Annotated in this window: 11 protein-coding genes and 2 pseudogenes; 4 read left to right on the forward strand and 9 right to left on the reverse strand. The window is 35.6% G+C overall.

The genetic code is table 11. The features are described from left to right. Window positions 1–30: 30 nt before the first annotated feature. Entirely contained in the window at window positions 31–543 is a 513-nt protein-coding gene (locus tag OPR39_RS02370) for a hypothetical protein (protein ID WP_244662810.1), read from the reverse strand. Between OPR39_RS02370 and OPR39_RS02375 the strand changes: the two genes are divergently transcribed. The 4 genes and pseudogenes from OPR39_RS02375 to recO all read left to right on the forward strand — a co-directional run bounded on the left by OPR39_RS02375 (window position 461) and on the right by recO (window position 2,775). Then, window positions 461–631 (forward strand): hypothetical protein, encoded by a 171-nt coding sequence (locus OPR39_RS02375; RefSeq protein WP_244662821.1) that lies wholly within the window; start codon window positions 461–463, stop codon window positions 629–631. The two genes, OPR39_RS02370 and OPR39_RS02375, sit on opposite strands and share 83 nt — an antisense overlap. A gap of 191 nt (window positions 632–822) precedes the next feature. After that, a pseudogene (locus OPR39_RS07215) lies at window positions 823–1,846 on the forward strand (PDDEXK nuclease domain-containing protein). Between the two features lie 76 nt (window positions 1,847–1,922). Next, a complete protein-coding gene (locus OPR39_RS02390; protein ID WP_007548499.1) occupies window positions 1,923–2,069 on the forward strand; it encodes a hypothetical protein in 147 nt (48 codons plus the stop codon). Then, a complete protein-coding gene (recO, locus tag OPR39_RS02395) occupies window positions 2,053–2,775 on the forward strand; it encodes a DNA repair protein RecO (protein ID WP_141456877.1) in 723 nt (240 codons plus the stop codon). The genes OPR39_RS02390 and recO overlap by 17 nt, the downstream gene beginning before the upstream one ends. A 797-nt stretch (window positions 2,776–3,572) precedes the next feature. Here recO and OPR39_RS02400 read toward each other — a convergent pair. The 8 genes and pseudogenes from OPR39_RS02400 to OPR39_RS02435 all read right to left on the reverse strand — a co-directional run bounded on the left by OPR39_RS02400 (window position 3,573) and on the right by OPR39_RS02435 (window position 17,557). After that, window positions 3,573–4,955, reverse strand: coding sequence for a PleD family two-component system response regulator (locus OPR39_RS02400; RefSeq protein WP_015588886.1), 1,383 nt, complete (start codon window positions 4,953–4,955; stop codon window positions 3,573–3,575). Further along, complete coding sequence (gene tatB / locus OPR39_RS02405) at window positions 4,927–5,223, reverse strand: Sec-independent protein translocase subunit TatB (protein ID WP_010082258.1); 297 nt, start codon at window positions 5,221–5,223, stop codon at window positions 4,927–4,929. The genes OPR39_RS02400 and tatB overlap by 29 nt, the downstream gene beginning before the upstream one ends. Window positions 5,224–5,227: 4 nt before the next feature. Further along, window positions 5,228–9,979 carry an NAD-glutamate dehydrogenase gene (locus OPR39_RS02410; protein WP_265038995.1) on the reverse strand — a complete coding sequence of 1,584 codons (4,752 nt, stop codon included), beginning with the start codon at window positions 9,977–9,979 and terminating at the stop codon, window positions 5,228–5,230. A gap of 27 nt (window positions 9,980–10,006) precedes the next feature. Further along, a complete protein-coding gene (gene clpB, locus OPR39_RS02415) occupies window positions 10,007–12,568 on the reverse strand; it encodes an ATP-dependent chaperone ClpB (RefSeq protein ID WP_015588884.1) in 2,562 nt (853 codons plus the stop codon). Window positions 12,569–13,537: 969 nt separating this feature from the next. After that, window positions 13,538–13,783, reverse strand: a pseudogene (locus OPR39_RS07105) (PD-(D/E)XK nuclease family transposase); the annotation flags it as partial. A gap of 62 nt (window positions 13,784–13,845) precedes the next feature. Then, the gene (typA, locus tag OPR39_RS02425; protein WP_015588882.1) at window positions 13,846–15,675 is read right to left on the reverse strand and encodes a translational GTPase TypA; all 1,830 of its coding nucleotides are present in this window, start codon (window positions 15,673–15,675) and stop codon (window positions 13,846–13,848) included. Between the two features lie 97 nt (window positions 15,676–15,772). Beyond that, window positions 15,773–16,369: an orotate phosphoribosyltransferase gene (gene pyrE, locus OPR39_RS02430; protein WP_015588881.1), complete on the reverse strand. Its 597-nt coding sequence runs from the start codon at window positions 16,367–16,369 to the stop codon at window positions 15,773–15,775. A 3-nt stretch (window positions 16,370–16,372) separates the two neighbouring features. Then, the gene (locus OPR39_RS02435; protein WP_015588880.1) at window positions 16,373–17,557 is read right to left on the reverse strand and encodes a dicarboxylate/amino acid:cation symporter; all 1,185 of its coding nucleotides are present in this window, start codon (window positions 17,555–17,557) and stop codon (window positions 16,373–16,375) included. Between the last annotated feature and the right edge of the window lie 158 nt (window positions 17,558–17,715).

Genomic DNA, 17,715 nt, shown 5'->3' on the forward strand with positions numbered 1-17,715 from the left:
ACAACATTCATGCAGCTGCAATTACTTTAGCTATAGAATAAAGTCTAGTGTTACTTCACGCCAAATGTGGTGGTGCTGAATAGGCAAGCCGGTTAATGGGCTACATTTATATACTGCACGCATTGCGTTATCTGCTATCGACCTGAAAAGTGGATTATCTCGATAGGAACTACTGTCTGCTATATCGGCCATAATTATCTCACCTTGACTGGATAATAATAAGTTGATTTTTATACTAAAATTTTCTTTGTAAGCTATGCTTTCAGGAATGCTCCAGCATTTTGTAAGTTTGTCTCTTATAGAGTTAATAATTTCTGTTACAACTAATTCATCCTTTTTGCTCTCAACGCTTTTTTCGTTTCCTATTTCATTCTTTGCCTCTTTAACATCCCTTCTTAGTTTCTTCTCTACACTTTTTTTTCTTTTTGGAACAGGAATAAATTCTTTACCCTCGTTAATAATGACTTCTTCTTGCATTTCGATAATTTGCCTCGGTTGTGCTACAACAGTGTGCCCAACTGTTTCTTTTTTCCTTTGTGGTATAGAAACAACTGACGTATCATTCGTTTGGGCTTTTGTTGAAGGTAACGAAAAAAGCAGAAAACCACATGAAGATAAAAAAAGAATGTAATTAGAATAGAAAAAACGCATATGTTAAGCAGCTTGTTTTACTGGTTTAAAGCTAATATTGCATGTAAAGTCAATATATTTTAGTTGATGGACAAGTTTGAAGTAAATAAGGAATCCCTTCAAAGTTGCAGGCAAGCGAAAGATTGCCTTCTCGACAGACAAAGAATTGTATAATGGATTAAAAGGAACCGTATGACAAAAATTATAGGAAAAGAATATACAGAATTTTTAGAGCAGTTGAAAGATCGTATTGCAACAAGCCGTTATAAGGCAGCGCTTGCAGTAAATAGTAAGCTTATCTTGCTCTACCATTATATTGGAACAGAAATCTTAAAACGGCAAAGAGAACACGGCTGGGGAGCTAAGGTAATTGATCAATTAAGTAAGGATTTGAGAAGTACATTTCCAGAAATGAAAGGCTTTAGCACGAGAAATCTGAAGTATATGCGTAAGTTTGCCGAAGAATATCCTGATGTTGAATTTGTGCAGGAGCCTCTTGCACAATTAACTTGGTATCACAATATCACTCTTTTGGAAAAAATAGAAAGTCATGAAATAAGATTATTTTATGTAAAAAAAGCTATTGAACATACGTAACATTATGGTGATGCAGATAGAACTTGGACTACATAAACGTCAAGGAAAAGCAATAACTAATTTTAAAGAAAAATTACCATCTCCACAATCCGATCTAGCACATTACACATTAAAAGATCCGTATATTTTTGATTTTTTAAGTATAGGTAAGGATGCTCATGAAAGAGAAGTAGAAAAAGGACTCGTAGGGCATATGGAAAAATTTCTGTTAGAACTCGGTGAAGGATTTGCATTTGTTGGTAGACAATTTCATTTAGATGTTGGTAATAAAGACTTTTATATTGATTTATTATTCTATCATTTAAAGTTACGTTGCTTCGTAGTGATTGAACTAAAAGATAAGGATTTTAAGCCGGAATATGCTGGTAAAATGAATTTTTATCTTTCTGCAGTTGATGATTTACTGAAGCACTCGACAGATCAACCTTCTATAGGGTTAATCTTATGTAAATCTAAAGACGATGTACTTGCTAAATATACACTCCGAGACATGAACAAGCCAATAGGGCTAGCAGAATATCGAATAACTGAAAATCTACCAGAGAACATAAAAACAGCTTTACCGACGATAGAAGAATTAGAAGCTGAATTATCCAAAATTTCAGACGAGGAAAAGTAATGTTACTAAAATCATTCAAACAATTATTTAGCAAACCAAAAGCTCAGTATGAAATGCATCAGGCTCAGGAAGAAGAGTGGCAGCCAATAACTTACTCTCTCATAGCCTTGAAACTTTGGAAGCAAACAGTAACGGAGTAAGTGATTTTTATGGATTACACGCTCTAGGTGCACTATCCTATATATCATACGGTCAATACACTCTAAATGAGATGGAAAGATGAAGGCATCATTATAGCTGCTAAAAAATACGGCGATAAAAACTTAATTCTTTCTCTGTTTACAAAAAATCATGGAAAGCGCAGGGGATTAACTAAGCTAACAAACAATAGCAATTATAAGTTTCAGATAAGTAATCTATTACATGCAGAATGGAGTGCTAAGTTACCTGAAAATCTAGGTTTTTTTAAGTGCGAATTAATCGAATCTCCATTCCATCATTTCTTTCAAGATAGGTTAAAAAGCATTACTATTGTTTCTTTCTCCTCTATTTTAGAAAAAGTGCTTCCAGAAAGTGAACCCTGTGCCGTGCTGTATGACAATTTTCGATATTTCATCGATGTAATTAAACACAACAATCAGTCTTGGCAAAGCCATTATCTTAACTTAGAGCTTCTGCTTCTTACGCAATTGGGATTCAAGTTAGACTTATCCAAATGCGCTGTAACAGGTGTTAAGGAAAATTTACAATTTATTTCTCCAAAAACTGGTAGAGCAGTGTCAAAAAAAGTAGGAGATTATTATGCAGATAAACTCCTACCTTTTCCACAAATGTTGCATGATGTATACAATAATACCCTACAAAACAGCTACTCATTCCAAGAATTTCAGTTAGGACTGAAAGTCACAGGATATTTTTTAAATAAGTATCTATTTTTGCAGTTAAACGTGAAATTTCCAGAGCTGAGAAACCTCATGTTGTCGCTTTAATCTTAGCAGTCCTACGTCATACCGCGATTCATTCGCGGTATCTCTTAGCATAGATCCAGCTAACAAGTAGCGGGATGACGAACTTATCGTCATGCCACCGCGAACCGTCATACCGTGATTTATTCACGGTATCTCTTAGCATAGATCCAGCTAACAAGCAGCGGGACGACGGTTGTCAGGGTGTCATCCCAGCGCCCCTATGATGTCATCCCAGTGCCCAGACACTGGAATGGCTTTGTTGCATCGCTACTTATGAAAGGCTAACTATAGTTAGGATTATAAGCAACTTATTGAAAATCTTGTTTTTTTTTGCAATCAATCTGATCAAATTTAAGAATAGTAATTTGTTATTTATATTAATAAATTTAATTCTATTGAAAATAGCTAAAGCATTGAAATTCTTGAATTTTAGCCGGATTGGTAAATGGTAGTGAAATTTCTTTTACTCAAATTTAGGTATTCACTGACCGTTCTTGTTATAAATACCAGAATAATAAGCTACTGATATTCTCCACCTTTTTTTATCTTTAATCCATCATAGCTAGCGATGCAACAAAGCCCACTGGGATCCAGAAAAATTTGCTTGTGAACAAGCAAACTAGCATGGAAAGTGGTTACAACGTTTTCGATGAGATTATATGGAAAACTGGATTCCAGTGTCAAGCACTGGAATGACAAGGTATAAACCTTATCGTCATGCTGCCGCGAACCGTCATACCACGATTCATTCGCGGTATCTCAGCATAGATTCCGCTAACTAGTAGCGGAATGACGGTTGTCGGCAAACTTAAGCCACTTTAGCTATAGCCAGTAACCACTCTATTTCTACCACTGTTTTTTGCTTTATATAAATATTTGTCGGCACGTACTATAAATTCTTTAATATTGTCAAGGTCAGATTCTTGCATTTCTGCAATTCCAATGCTCACAGTTACATCGTGGGTTGTATTTTTATCCGCAAGTATAAAAGGTTTTTTAGCAATAATTTTGCGTATTCTTTCCGCAATAGTATACGCATCTGATGTATCGGTATCTGGCATTACAACAACAAATTCCTCACCACCAAATCTAGCTAACAAATCTGTCACTCTAATATTTTCAGAAATTCTTCTCTGTATTTGCTTTAAAAGTTCATCTCCAGCACTATGCCCAAAACTGTCATTCACCATCTTAAAATAGTCTATATCAAGTATCATAAGAGACAACCTTCTATCCTTTTCCACAGAGTCCTTAACAATGTTTCTTAAGTGTGCATCAAAATATCTTCTATTATAACAGTTAGTTAATGGGTCCTTTATAGACATTTCCGCATTATTAAATAAATTCATTCTCAAGGCATCCTGATATCTTTTGCGTTTCACTTGCGAATTAACCCTTGCTATTAACTCACCCTCATCCAAAGGTACTGTTAAATAATCATTAGCACCTACATCAAGTGCTTTTACTAAATTGTTTTTATCATAATCCTCAGAAAGAATCAGAATTGGTGTATAACGTGTTTCCACCTTACTACGAAACTCAGAACACAAACGCAAGCCGTCAGTTTTTGAAAATTGCATATCAGAAATGATCAGGTCGTAACCATTCTCAATACCAACCTTCAATGCTTCTATTGGATCACTCAGTATTTTAATTGACCTAAAGCGTTGCTTTAATATATTATATATCTGCTCTGCTTGATGAACATCCTCATCTATAACAAGTATGTTAGCATCAAAAATCTGATTGGAATAATCCATAATACTGTTTCCTGCAACTCCACCAATCTCAGCGTTAGTTTCTCCTCTCAAACGCAATTCATCGATAATCATCTTTAAGCGTGTGAGAGACTTAATTCGTGCAGATAAAGCAGTTTTGTTTATTGGTTTAGTCAGAAAATCATCCGCGCCAGCATTAATACCTTGCACTCTATCATGAGTATCATGCAGCGCAGTTACCATAATTATTGGAATATGGGTTGTCAAGGGATCACTCTTTAGCTCCTTACAAACTTCAAAGCCATTCATCTTTGGCATCATGATATCAAGTAATATAATATCAGGCTGCTGCTTTGCTACTAAATCTATAGCTTCTTCACCATCATGAGCTACGATAACCGTATAGTACTCTGCTTTTAGTCGAGCTTCTAAAAGCTTGACATTAGATAGTACATCATCTACTACCAGAATCTTCGCTGTCATTATCTTTAGATGTATTATCTATATCGTAAGTAGGATAAAGCTTACCATTTTTACCAACTATGTAATTTACTTTCTCAGTATTACACTCTTTATATAAGTCTTCAATTCCGGCATCCTTCAATAACCTTCTGGCTTTTAACCTTACAATTGTAAAATACCTATATATAGTCTTAATAAAATCAATAAATACAGGTACCTTATTTTTATCAAGAACAATTATGCTCACTAAAGCTACAACTAAAATTTCTGAAAGACCTATATTGAACATTTTCCTATGAAGCAAGTACTTTAATCCTTCTGATTATAAATATTAATTTGCTTAAATCAAGTTTAGAAGCAACCATCTCATCTAAAAAACTATTATAACGTTCTATGTAGTCCTTATCATCACAAGCCCAGGTTTGAACCTTATCTTCGGGGTTATCAGTAGCTTTTATGACTTTAACAGCTAGCTTGTGATGGTAATTGCTTAAATCGTCCAATAAATCATTAACTAAGCTGCGATCCCAATAAGAAGAGCGGCTTTTCATCTTGATGGCAATTGTTCTAATCAGATCGAATCTTAACAGCGACTTTAACTCAAAGTATATTTTACCAGCATCAAGAATGGACAAAGATGTCTGTTCAGCAACAGATATAATGTCCAGTGCATAAGCAAGAACGCATAGATCAGCAACTTTTTTTGCTAGATCTTTATTTATATTAAGTTCTACTAAAGAAGTTGATCCATGGCTATAGATCTTTAATAGGTGTTCATCTAAAACATCAGTTAAGTTCTGGCCTAAAGTTTCAATTGCATCTTTAAATTTTGTAACATCATCCAATTCTACAAAGCTAAGCTTGCCAAGATTTTTCACTAGCCAAAATGATACTCTGCCAATAAATTTCTGCACGTTCCTCACTATTTGTAAGTATGAGTTAACATCAATTTTTCCATCCAATTCATCAATTTTCTGCCACAGGCTGTTTAAATCATACAGGTGGTTAACAACAATATATATGTTAACCGCTTCTTGTATCTTAATTCCAGTGTTCTCAGCCAAATTATTGATGAATATACAGCCCATTCTATTCACTACATCATTTGCAATGCAAGTAGAGATAATTTCTCTACGAAGTTGGTGTTTTAATATGAAATCCTTAAACTTTGTTACCATCTTTTTAGGAAAATAACCTAGCAAGTAGTCATGAGATATAAGATCTTTTTCAGACAGATCGGAATGTATAATTTCATTTTTTATTGCTGTTCTAGCATAAGACATTAGAACAGAGAGCTGAGGAGAACTGAAACCTTCTGCACCAGTTAACATCCTTGCTATCTCTTCTTCAGTTGGAAGAAATTCTACGCTTCGGTTTAACAGCCCAGATTTTTCTAAACTGAGCAGTAACCTGTGGTGCTGCTCCAATCTCTCTTTAGCTTGCAAACACTCAAGAAGTAATGCTTTTGTTTCAATTTTGTTGTGGTTCTCAAGCACTTTGGATGCAACTTCATCCACCATACTTGCCAGTATTTCATTCCTTTTTTCTAAAGAAATACCCCCTGCTTTCATAGCTGAAACAAATGCAATCTTAATGTTAACTTCAAGGTCCGAACATATCACTCCGGCTGAATTATCAACAAAGTCTGCATTGATATATCCACCTTTTTCAGCATATTCTATTCTTCCAAACTGTGTACAACCAAGATTTCCACCCTCTATAAACATAGAAGCTCTAATATCTTTACCATTCACTCTTAACTCATCGTTTGCTTTGTCACCGACCATGCTATGATTTTCACTCTTTGCCTTAACAAACGTGCCGATTCCTCCATTCCATATGAAGTCCACTTTTGCTTTCAACAGATATCTAATCAAATCACTTGGAGGTAGCATATCTTCTGTTATATCAAAGCACTTTTTTATTTCTTGAGAAATGTTTACTTGCTTACTGCTACGCTCAAATACTCCTCCACCCTGAGAGATCAAATCTTTGTTATAATCCATCCAGGTTGAAAATGGTAACTCAAAGAGACGTTTACGCTCTGTGAAACTCTTTTCTGCATCAGGGTTTGGGTCAACAAAAATATGCATATGGTTAAATGCGCCGATTAAATGTATATTTTTTGAAAGCAGCATACCGTTTCCAAATAGATCGCCAGCCATATCTCCAATCCCAATTACAGTTACATCTTGGTAAATATCCTTATTCATTTTCCAAAAATGCCTCTGTGCTGCAATCCATGCACCTCTTGCTGTGATACCCATCTTTTTGTGGTCATAACCTGCTGATCCACCAGATGCAAATGCATCACCAAGCCAAAAATTATACTCAGAGGCTATTTGGTTGGCATAATCAGAAAATGAAGCAGTGCCTTTATCTGCCGCAACCACCAAGTATGGATCGTCTTCATCATACCTAATCACATCCTTTGGTGGAATTATTTTACCATCAACTACATTATCAGTAATATCAAGCATTCCTCTAATGAAACTCTTATAGCACTCAACACTTTTCTCTCTTAAAATATTCTTATCTTTATAAGCTTGCTTTATTACAAACCCACCCTTTGCACCAACAGGGACAATAACCGCATTTTTTGTCATCTGAGCTTTCATGAGCCCCAAAACTTCAGTGCGAAAATCTTCCGTCCTATCCGACCACCTTAAGCCACCACGGGCTAATTTCCCTCCTCTTAGATGTATCCCCTCAAAAAGGTTTGAATAAATATACAATTCACGATACGGACGAGGATCAGGTAAACCATTTATTTTACTTGAGTCAAATTTTGTAGATAAATATGGTTTATCGTCTTGATAATAACTGGTCCTTAAAGTAGCCATTATCAAGTTAAATATCGAGCGCAAAACGTAATCATGTGAAACATTGCTGATCTCTTTTAGAAGTTCCTCAATTTTTTCTCTGACAATGTCCGTAGTTTCTGCTCTATCAATGTCTATGTTAGGATCAAATCTTGCATGAAATAGTTGTATCAAATACTTTACTATTTTTGGATGCTCTGAGACTACCTTTTGGATATATTCTGGATTGTAGTTAAATGACGTCTGCTTTAGGTAAGCACTTAACGCTCTAACCAGAAGCACTTCTTTCCACTTGAGCCCAGCAATAATGATCAAACTATTGAAATAGTCATTTTTAATTTCCTTGCTAAACACTTTCGCAAGTGTTATTTCAAATTGCTCTTTTAGAGTAATGTTGTCTATTAATTCATCGACTCTTGACAACACAAAATGGTGTATCCATATTCCGCCGTTAATTTCTATGTAATAGCCATTATGAGATAGAATCTTAGCTCCCAAATTCTTAGTAATTCTTAATATCCTCGATAATTCAAGACCTCCATTGCTCAAAGTGTAAACCTTTAATTGATAATTAAGATTGTCACGAGTAAGTCTTAAATCGACCTCGCTAACTCTTTTTTTCCTCACTATCTCCAATTTTTTCATATCGTAATATGCGTCATGAGGTTCGAAACTCTCTTGATAGCTTATTGGAAATGCCTTGCAATAACGGATGAATATATCCTCAACAGTGCTAAAAGTATTATATAAATTGTCTATAAAACGATCTTCCCATTTTTCCGTAATGTTCCTTAATTTGTTTTCGATACGCAAAACTTCATCATCAGGAATACTAGCGTTTTTAGCCTTTAGCACCACGTGCAATTTCATTAAGTCATATTCGTTTATAATGTGGTGGTTATAAATATCTGAACTTTCTGCATTTATCTCATCCTTCAATATATTGCTTATCTTGAGCATTAGCCTGGAGCTAGCATAACGCATCGGTATCAGCACTATACAACTAGTAAACGCTCCCTTACTTCTTAAGCATAACTTGACTCTTGGTCTTATTGCAAGGGACATAATAGAAGTACAAATTTGAAATAATTCTTTCTCATTAGACTGGAACAATTCATCACATGAGAATACTTGTAAAATATAAATTAGAGCTTTGTTATTGTGGCCCCCGGTTACAAACCCTGCACTTTTTTCTATAACTTTAACTTTATCTCTTATTATTGGAATAGTTCTAATATCTTGGACCTCCGCTACAGAAGTAAATAGCCCGAAAAAACGCCGTTCCTTTACCACATTACCCTGGTCATCAAATTCTTTTACTCCTATACAATTCATGTATGTACGCCGATGGACTATTGAGATTAGATCTGATCTCAATATGTATAGGGAATCAAGGTTTGCAGAAGGAATCAACGTACTTTGACCTACTCTCATCAGGCCAAGGTCCTTTTTGCTGTCACAGACGAGTTTTTCATCTTTACCAGCAATATATTCTTGATAACCTAGAAATACGAAGTTATTATTCTTTAACCAAACTAGAAAATCTTTTTGCTCTTGATTTCGGTCTGGTGTCATTCCAGTGCGTGACACTGGAATCCACGTGTCCTTTTCCTGGATCCCAGTATCAAGTACTGGGATGACAGAAAGACTTGCCTCATCAAGTTTCTTGAGCATTAAGTGCCAATCTTTCACAACGCAATTAACCGCTTTCAGCGTTTTCTGTAGAGATTCTTTTAATGTATCAACAAAGCTGTCACTTATACCTTTGATAATTACATATATGACTGACTCTTTGACTCCATTGCTTTCTTCCAAAGAGTAAATCTCGTCTATTAGGCCATCTTTTCTTTTAATGTTAATTATGCTGTTGCTGTAATAGCATATGGTTAAATTGTGCGATTTAATAGTTGCAATAACAGAATCAACCAAAAATGGCATATCATCGTTTGTTATCTTAATCGTGGTAAAATCGCCTTCTATTCCTGGTATATCATCTATATTGCTTACTACTAACTTACTTTCATCTTTCTCTTTTTGAGAAACAAAATTGTAAGCATCGTTTACAATATATAGCAAAAACTTATCATTGGCTTTTAGGTCGCTTTTATAAACAAAACTATAAAAATACTTAATGAATTTTTTAATTTTTTCTTTATCTTGCTGATTTTCTTGATCAGCTAGCTTAAATAAAGACTCAGTGTCAACATTATGATCTATACACATTTTTTTTAACAAAAATACACAGTGAACTTAAACCTTTTTAACTAAGATTTCATTATCAAGAGCGTACACTATTAGCTCATCATTTTCTACTACTTCCCCTGATAAAACTAATTTAGCTAAATTATTTTGAATACACTCTTGTATAACCCTTTTTAAGGGCCTTGCTCCATATTCAGGGTCATAGCCAGTTTGTGCTATTAGTTCTTTAGCTTCCTGCGACAAACTTATACTCAGTTTACGCTTAGCAAGTGTTTTTTGTAAATAAGAAAATTGAACATCTATAATTTTATAGATGTCATCTCTGGTTAAACTGTGAAATATAATAATTTCATCCAGCCTGTTTAAAAATTCTGGACGAAATGTTGATTTAACTATTTGCATCACTTCATTTCTTACAGAATCAACATTCCCTTTTAGCATTATCTCAGCGCCAAGGTTAGAAGTTAAAATCAGTATGGTGTTGCGAAAATCAATTAATTTACCATGACTATCAGTGAGTCTCCCCTCATCCAAGATCTGTAGCAATAGATTAAATATATCTGGATTTGCTTTCTCGATTTCATCAAACAGAATAACCTGATATGGCCTTCTTCTTACCGCTTCAGTTAATCTGCCACCTTGTTCATAGCCAACATACCCTGGAGGCGCGCCAATTAGCTTTGAAACAGAATGTTTTTCCATATATTCTGACATATCAAAACGCAGAAGCGCTGATTGATCGTCAAACAGAAATTCAGCTAAGGCTTTCGCAAGTTCGGTTTTACCAACCCCGGTTGAGCCTAAGAATAAGAATGAACCAAAAGGTCGATTAGTATCTTGCACCCCAGAGCGGGAGCGCCTAACTGCATTACTTATCGCTTCTATTGCATCTTTCTGCCCTATTACTCTTCTTCCTATTTCATTCTCCATGTTGAGAAGTTTTTCCTTTTCGCTGTGCATCATGTTATCAACTGGAATTCCTGTCCACTTTGAAACAATGTTTGCAATATCATCTCCAGTCACTTCTTTCTTTAAGAAACTATCAGTAACCTTTTCCTGATTTTTTAATTCATTCTCAAGCTGAGGAATCACACCATACATCAGCTCTCCTGCTCTTCCCAAATTCCCACTACGCTGAACTAATTCCAACTCTTTTCTAGCGTTATCTAATTTTTCGGCTGTTTCTTGTATTCTAGCTATTTTATTCTTTTCCATCTGCCATTTGCTGTTCAAGTCAGCAAATTTACTGTTTAGATTTTCGATCTCTTCATTTATCTTTTTTAAACGCTGTTTAGAATTTTCATCACTTTCTTTTTTTAAAGCCTCTGCTTCAATCTTTAGCTGTATAACCTTTCTCTCAAGTTCATCAATAACTTCAGGCTTGCTATCCATTTCAATTCTCACCCTGCTTGCTGCTTCATCAATCAAATCAATTGCTTTATCAGGTAAAAACCTATCTGTTATATATCTATTGGACAACGTTGCAGCAGCAATTATTGCACCATCTGTAATTCTTATACCATGATGCACCTCATATCTTTCCTTCAAACCCCTGAGTATTGAAATGGTATCAGTTTCAGTTGGTTGAGAGATAAACACAGGCTGAAAACGCCTTGCAAGTGCAGGATCTTTTTCTATATGCTGACGATATTCATCTAAAGTTGTGGCTCCTATACAGCGAATTTCTCCACGCGCAAGAGCAGGCTTCAGCAGATTCGAGGCATCCATTGCACCACTTGTTGCTCCTGCTCCAACTAAAGTGTGCAATTCATCGATGAATAATATAATTTTTCCCTCCGCTCTCGAAATCTCATTAATCACTGCTTTTAACCTTTCCTCAAACTCTCCTCTAAACTTAGTGCCAGCAATTAGTGCTCCAAGATCCAAAGCTAAGACCTTTGCATCATGCAAACCAAGTGGCACATCGTTTGCAACAATTCTATTTGCAAGCCCCTCAACTATTGCAGTTTTTCCAACACCAGGTTCACCGATCAGCACTGGATTATTTTTTGTCCGCCTCAGTGATACCTGCATAGTTCTTCTGATCTCTTCATCACGACCAATTACAGGATCAAGCTTTCCTTGCATAGCAAGCTCTGTAACATCTTTTGTATATTTCTTTGCCGCGTTTAATTTTTCCTCACTGTTTGGCGAGTCCGCACTGCTGCCTTGTCTCATTTCTGCAATAACTGAGTTCAGTTTTTGTAGAGTCACACCATTCTCTGCCAGAATTTTGCCTACAGTATCATCTTTTTGTGCAGTGAGGCCCTGTAGTAAACGCTCAACAGCAACAAATGAATCTTTATTTCTTCTTGCAATACCAATTGAATCTTCAAAAACTTTTGCTATTTCTCTTGAAAGTTGAAGACCACCACTTCCTGGACCTTCAATTACTGGCAACTTTTTTATTGCGCTATCCACAGCATCAGAAATACTTTGCACACTTCCACCACAAGCGTTTATCAAATCCTGAACTAAACCTGATTCATCTTCAAGCATCACTTTTAGTAAATGCTCAGGCATAAAAATCTGATGCCCAGCTCCCAACGCTTTCATTTGAGCACTTTGAATTAGACTTTTTGCTTTTTCGGTAAATTTATTTAAGTCCATAACACCAGTTAAATTCGTATTTGCTGATGTATATAACAACTGATTTCATAAATTTAAACCTAAAGTTGTTTATTGTTAGGTATGAAATTTAAAACTTTCTTAAAAAAGGAACTATCATAGTAACCATACAAATATCTTGTATCTCAAGACCTTTGGTTTTTGTTGCTGAAAATGGTTGTATTATTTAAGTTATTAACAATATACAATACTAAGTTAATGTAATTTATTTGGAGATGACAGGAAAATTTATTGTAACTTTATATTCTAAATAGAATAAAGTTCTTTTGTTAGTATTGTCCTTTTTGTAAAAAATATTCCTAATTTCTTCATCATTTCTGTGGGTAAGGTCATCTGCTTCTCTACCTCAAGTGGTTAACAAAGTTTCTTGTCACGAGGGACCAAATGGAAATCTGCTCGTTTTCACGCGAATTAATGTTACAAATTCTATACATTTCGTTACAAAATGGCATTCGCTTTCTCCATTATCCTTTACCTGCATTTTCATCAGCGTTCCTTGCGGTTTGCTTGCCATATAGGCGGAAATACAGGCTTACCCTGTTCCTTCTGTCATACAACAGTGGGTTAGGTGACTTCTCTATACCGGTGATTTGCGTACATCCAGAAATGAAAAATGTCACATTACCTTTTGGTCGGAGCTTATCAGCATCTTTAGCTCTTTAATCGTTACGATACTTATGAAGCTTCACTTACGTTCACCATACCACTAAGCCTAGCTCTCCAACCACATGATGCTTGTAGTTTATGCTCCTTTCACGATTGAGCATCTTCTTTTTCAAGAGGAGGTTCATTGTCCGCATCGCTTGGCACCAACCGGTTACCCGATTCGCACTGATGCGTAGACTCAGATGGCAAAACATCTGGTTTAATAAGTTTTAGAACTCTTTTAGTTTCTTTCTGAAGGAATTCCTCTCCTTTTAAACAATATGACCTAAGACTTTCAGGTCGCACCATTTCAATAATTAGCTGGGTTCCAGCAGAATCAGTACAGAAAACATCAACAATACTTTGTTTTTTAGAGGCAATCTCAGCATCCATGATAGTGCTGAGAAATTCTATTTCTTCTATTTCATCTTTGCCAGCGAAGCCCAATATATCATTGAGAAAGTGAATGAGAATATCTTTATTTTTCTCAGTGCCAAATATTCTCTTGAACGCGAAATTGTTTTTTGGATCGAGAAATTTCGAAAAGGCCATAATTAAATACAATTAGGAGACGAATAATTATACACTATTTTTCGCAAATGTTCAACCTCTGATTACTCCTTATTCTTTGCCCTTCCTGCACGCTTACGTTCATTTGGATCAAGGAATTTCTTGCGTAAACGTATAGATTTTGGAGTTACTTCCACCAATTCATCATCATCTATATACGCTATCATATCCTCCAGTGTCATTATCTTTGGTGGAGTGAGCTTTATAGCTTCATCACTACCTGAAGCTCTTACGTTTGTTAATTGCTTACCCTTTAACACATTTATCTCCAAATCATTGTCACGGCTATGCTGGCCGACAACCATGCCACAATATACCTTATCCTGTGGCTTAATAAACATAATTCCCCTGTCTTGCAAATTGAAAATTGCATATGCCACAGCCTCACCCTTATCTGTAGAAATTAAAACTCCATTGCGCCTTCCAGAAATTGGACCTCTATGTGGAGCATAACTGTGAAATAAACGGTTAATTATGCCTGTGCCACGAGAATCAGTTAAAAACTCTCCTTGATAACCGATTAATCCTCTTGATGGCACTAAAAACGTTAATCTTGTCCTGCCATTACCAGAAGGTCTCATGTCAGTTACTTCACCTTTACGGAAGCTGAGTTTTTCCATGATGATTCCACTATATTCATCATCTACATCAATTACTACTTCCTCTATAGGTTCAAGTTTTTTACCGCCTTCTTCTTTAAATAACACGCGAGGGCGTGATACCGAAAGCTCAAAACCTTCTCTCCTCATATTTTCAATTAACACTCCAAGCTGTAACTCACCACGCCCACCTACTTCAAATGCTTCACCGCTTGGTGCCAAAGTCACAGTAATTGCAACATTTGTTTCTGCTTCCGCATATAAACGATCCTTTATAGCAGTTGAAGTAAGCTTTGTACCTTCTTGCCCAGCAAAAGGTGAATCATTAACGCTCAGAGTAATCGCCATTGTTGGCGGATCAACTGGAGTTGAGCTTACTGCAGTTGTAACTTCTGGTGCTGCTATAGTATCTGAAACCGAAGCTTCCTCAAGTCCTGCAATTGCAATTATGTCTCCCGCCACAGCTTGTTCTACCGGAATGCGTTTCAAGCCAGAAAATGAGAGCAACTTAGTTAATCTTCCTCGTTCAATTACTTTGCCATCGAGGTCAAGCACCTTAAGATCTGAATTAACTTGTGCAACACCCTGATAAACCTTTCCTGTCAATATTCTGCCAAGAAACTTATCAGACTCAAGTAGAGTGACCAACATAGCAAAAGGTGCATTTTGATCATAAACAGAAGGTTTTATATAATCTATAACCGTTGAAAATAATGGGCTTAAATCTTTTCTTTCATCAGAAAGCTCCTTAGCACACCAACCATTTCTACCTGAAGCATACAACACTGGAAAATCTAGCTGCTCGTTGGTTGCATCAAGGTTAAAAAATAACTCATATATTTCATTTAGTACTTCATCAATTCTGCTGTCTGGTCGATCAACCTTATTGATTATCACAATTGGCTTCAAATTTGCTTTTAGTGCTTTTGAGAGCACAAATTTTGTTTGTGGCATTGGACCTTCTGCAGCATCAACCAGCAGCAACACACCATCTGCCATGCACAATACCCTTTCCACTTCCCCACCAAAGTCCGCGTGCCCTGGCGTATCAATAATATTGATCTTTTCATCGCCCCACATTATTGATGTGCACTTTGCAAGTATTGTAATTCCGCGCTCACGTTCTTGGTCGCCACTATCCATAACTCGCTCTTGAACTTCTTGATTCTCACGAAACGTGCCACTTTGTTTTAACATGTTATCGAGTAAAGTAGTTTTCCCGTGGTCAACGTGTGCGATTATTGCTATATTTCGGATCGATTTAAATTCGTTCATTTTCTATCATTTCAAAATTAATTTAGTAATAAGTATACATAAAATACACTTAGAGTAAATAACTAAAGCTGTGCTGTGCTTCCAAGATATTATAGGATTACTTTGTTAAATATTCTCTACTCCCAGGTTTTGTTATGGGTAGTTGTTTTAATTCACTTGGAAGTTCTTCCTCGCTGTAGTTTTTGATGTTCAGTTCAATCAAAGATATGACAGGAAAAGGCAGTTTCGTTTCACTATTTCTCTTTATCAAAGAAGCTTCAGCAACAACTTTACCTCCTTCCCCTTCTGCACATTCCACTGCTTCAAGCGAAGATTTACCTGTGGTTATCACATCCTCAATAAGTAATATTTTTTCACCTTTTTTAATTTCAAATCCACGGCGTAATTCAAACTTGCCATTAACGCGCTCGCAAAACATTGTCTTTATTCCAAGCTGCCTGCCAATCTCATAACCCACAATTATTCCACCAATTGCAGGAGATAATATTAAATCTATGGAGCTATTTAATTCTTTTTTTATTTTATCTGCTAATAATGCGCAAACTTTCATGGCTCTGCTTGGATTTTCAAAAATCTTCGCACACTGTATGTATGTGCCACTATGCAGTCCGGATGATAAAACAAAATGCCCATGCAAAATTGCTTCTGCTTCTTTAAATTCTTTTATTATTAGGTTATTTTCGTCTAATATCATTTTTTAAGTTTCACTATTACATTCTTTATTAATTATCTGAGTTATGCAAATATCAGACCACACATTTATTGCAGTTTCAAACATATCGATGATTGTATAAATAGGCAAAATCAGTCCCATAATATGCAAAGGAACATTCATCGATACGAGATAACTGGTTGCCATAAAATAGCACCCCATAGGCACTCCAGCGTTACCAATTGCAGCCCCTGTAGCTAAAAAAATCCATATCAACATTTCGCTCAAGGAAAATGCGTATCCGTTCATTTCTGCAACAAACATTACAGTGATTAGTATAAATGCAGCACATGCATTCATATTAATTGTTGTGCATATTGGTAAAATAAAAGACGACAATTTCTTTGGCACCTTTAGCTTGTTCTGCACACATTCTATAGTTGTTGGCAATGTTGCACTGGATGATTTAGAGAAAAATGCGAGCGTCAACGCTGGCATAACCCCCCTTAGCGTTTGAATTGGTGATATGCCTTTATACCACATAAGTAGCGGTAAGATCAGAAATGCCTGCACAAAATTTGCAGACATTATGCAAACAAAATACCATAAAAGATTGTAGAACTCGCTACCACCTTTTAATTCATGCAAAAAACATGTAATAAAAGACCAAACAGCAAGCGGAATAAATTTTAATAACCCTTGAGCAATTTTAAGTAGTGTATCAAAAAGTGCAGAGAATATTTGATGTAATATATCCTGCTTTTCTTTTGAAAGTGAAATAATAGCTCCGCCCATCAAAAAAGCGATTAATATACTACCAATAATGTTATTCTCAAGAAAGACTTGCACAAAATTAGAAGGAATGAGTGATTTTAAATATGAAAAATAACTGTGGTTATTGCTGTTAACACTCCCTATTGTATTACTTATGAAATTTTTTCTTGCTGGATCTATTAACAAATAAAACGATAATGCAACAAACGCAGCTATAATAGTTGTAAGCAGCGTATAAAATAGTGTTTTCTTAACTAAGGTTTTAATTTCAATTGAGTCTTTGAGTCCTGAAATTGTGGAAACTATAGATAGAAAAACTAAAGGTAAACTTATTAATTTCAACAAACTAACAAATATGTCACTAAATAGCTTTGCTATTTCAAATATAACTTCGTTGTTTAAATAGTAAGCAACTATTGCAAGCAGTATAGAAAAAAGTATTGCAAACTTGTGCATTGAAAATAAAACTTCAAAGTAACATTATACAATAATTTTGCTGTTTTGGAATCAGATTGATAGACAAAATAACTTTACAGATTAGGGAAAGATAAGAGGATGTGTTTATTCGGAGACAGTGTAAGATTTCTTAATTTAAATTTAGGTGCACTTAGCCC

The sequence above is a fragment of the Wolbachia endosymbiont (group A) of Yponomeuta plumbellus genome (assembly GCF_947251575.1).
GTDB lineage: Bacteria > Pseudomonadota > Alphaproteobacteria > Rickettsiales > Anaplasmataceae > Wolbachia > Wolbachia pipientis.

Coding starts and splice junctions, on each gene's coding strand:
- OPR39_RS02375 (WP_244662821.1), top strand. CDS start 461: ATGACTTCTTCTTGCATTTCGATAATTTGCCTCGGTTGTGCTACAACA.
- recO (WP_141456877.1), top strand. CDS start 2,053: ATGAGATGGAAAGATGAAGGCATCATTATAGCTGCTAAAAAATACGGC.
- OPR39_RS02400 (WP_015588886.1), bottom strand. CDS start 4,955: ATGACAGCGAAGATTCTGGTAGTAGATGATGTACTATCTAATGTCAAG.
- tatB (WP_010082258.1), bottom strand. CDS start 5,223: ATGTTCAATATAGGTCTTTCAGAAATTTTAGTTGTAGCTTTAGTGAGC.
- OPR39_RS02410 (WP_265038995.1), bottom strand. CDS start 9,979: ATGTGTATAGATCATAATGTTGACACTGAGTCTTTATTTAAGCTAGCT.
- clpB (WP_015588884.1), bottom strand. CDS start 12,568: ATGGACTTAAATAAATTTACCGAAAAAGCAAAAAGTCTAATTCAAAGT.
- typA (WP_015588882.1), bottom strand. CDS start 15,675: ATGAACGAATTTAAATCGATCCGAAATATAGCAATAATCGCACACGTT.
- pyrE (WP_015588881.1), bottom strand. CDS start 16,369: ATGATATTAGACGAAAATAACCTAATAATAAAAGAATTTAAAGAAGCA.
- OPR39_RS02435 (WP_015588880.1), bottom strand. CDS start 17,557: ATGCACAAGTTTGCAATACTTTTTTCTATACTGCTTGCAATAGTTGCT.